Source organism: Oribacterium sp. C9, assembly GCF_002007235.1.
GTDB lineage: Bacteria > Bacillota > Clostridia > Lachnospirales > Lachnospiraceae > Oribacterium.
Genome location: NZ_MUHW01000055.1, coordinates 1 through 1,843, shown reverse-complemented (window position 1 = coordinate 1,843; position 1,843 = coordinate 1). Strand labels below are relative to the sequence as shown.

The 1,843-nt window shown below is 43.2% G+C and carries 1 protein-coding gene; it reads right to left on the bottom strand.

Annotated elements, in window-relative coordinates; all coding sequences use genetic code 11:
• Nucleotides 1-434: 434 nt before the first annotated feature.
• Nucleotides 435-1,724: an IS110 family transposase gene (locus tag BXO88_RS16080; protein ID WP_078038739.1), complete on the bottom strand. Its 1,290-nt coding sequence runs from the start codon at nucleotides 1,722-1,724 to the stop codon at nucleotides 435-437.
• Nucleotides 1,725-1,843 lie beyond the last annotated feature (119 nt).

Here is a 1,843-nt window from a genome sequence, read left to right as displayed (position 1 = left end):
CTCTCTATTCTTCTTTGTGTAAGTTCAACAAAAACCTTTGATTTTACAGACTTTGTCAAACAGCCAATAGGTTACATATATCGATCAAAGTAGTGCTTTCTGGATATGAAGCGGCTTCTATGAGCCCATTTCTGATGATTCTGGGTACAAGAAATAAAAACGTCTTCTGAAAATCTATGAAGGCCTTTCTTTTCCCCATCCTTACCTACAGTAACAAACCTCTCATGTCTACCAGGATCACCTGCCATTGCTGGGTCCTAAATTCCTTCGTTCTGCTTATCCATAGTCTGGTGCTGCTCATGCTCCTTTGTCAGGGTCATGCCCTATAAAAAATGTCAACGCAGCTACTGGCTCTACTCTGTTCTTTATACTTTGCATTCCTGTTTCACAGCACCATGAATGGCGGACGCTATCCTGTTTACAGTACTTATTGCTTAGGCAGCGATCAGATCGCTGTCCCGGTGGATGTCTGACTTCATTTTCATGCGGTCATAGTCCAACCCTTTGGTCAATACCGCGTAGAATACGCGGATCAGTTTGCAGCTTACGGCAATCATTGCCTGTCTGCGTTTTAGCGGATTCTTTACTCGTGTAACGTAGTAATCGTAGATGTCTCTGAACTCAGCATTCCTTGCAAGTAACGGAATCATTACCTGATAAAGAATCTTTCTGAGCTTTCGTCGTCCACGTTTGCTGATCCTGGATCTGCCCTTATGCTTTCCGGAACTGTTTTCAACCAGTTCGAGTCCGGCATATTTCTGGATCTGTTTCGGCGACTTAAAGCGTCTTATATCGCCGATCTCAGCAATGAATCCTGCTATTGTGACTAACCCTACTCCTTTAATGGCGAGTAACTTCTCCACGTGCTGTACTCTTCGGATCATCTCGTCAAGTACTTTGTTTACAGCTATCAGTTGTGATGTCCAGAGTCGATGTTCCTCAAGAAGCATGAATAATTCGCTCTTTGTGCCATAGCCTCCATCAATTCCTACACTGTTATGCGCAGCCTCGACCAGGGTCTTTGCCCTACCTTCGGTAACACCTCTGCCACGCAGTTTCTTTTCGTGCCAAATTTTACGGATTCCATCAACACCAAGTGCCATCACGTCTTTCGGCATCGGCGCTTTTTCAAGCACCGCTAGTCCACTTGTTGCATCAAACTTATTATAAATTCCCAAATACTCAGGAAAGTGTATTGCAAGCCATCTCTGAATCCTGTTTGCAGCGATGTTATGCTGTTTCATGATTCTGTCGCGGCTGTATACCAAATCTCTTATCTCTGCATAGATTCCATCCGGCATATATGGAATCGAGTACCTTCCATCTACGACCAACTTTGCTATCGTCTTGGGATCTTTTGCATCGTTTTTCTTCGGACTGTTATCATCCAGTTCTTTGATTTTCTTGACGGAGAAAGGATTGACCATTACTAGTTTTTTCTGATGATCTTCTACATACCTTGCAAGTGCAAACCAGTAGTGACCTGTCGGCTCACAGCCTATCAGAACATCGGTCTTACCGTTTCCTGACATCAGCTTTTCCATCCAGGCATTGAAGGAATTGAATCCCTCAATGTCATTCTGAAAAGAGAAAACCTTTTTAGTAAGTTCGCGGCCACGATTGTCGAAAGCTCTTGCATAGTGAAGTTGGCTTCCAATGTCTACTCCGACCACCATAGTCGCATCTGTTACTTGTTCAATTTTTGCATTCTGTGTATAATTCATTTCGGAACCTCCGGGCTTTGATTGTTTTGTTTACATCCGCCAAGATGCAACTCAATCTTACCTTGAGGTTCTTTTCTATTCAATTGGCGCTTATTTATGAATTACAGGAATGCTCCTTT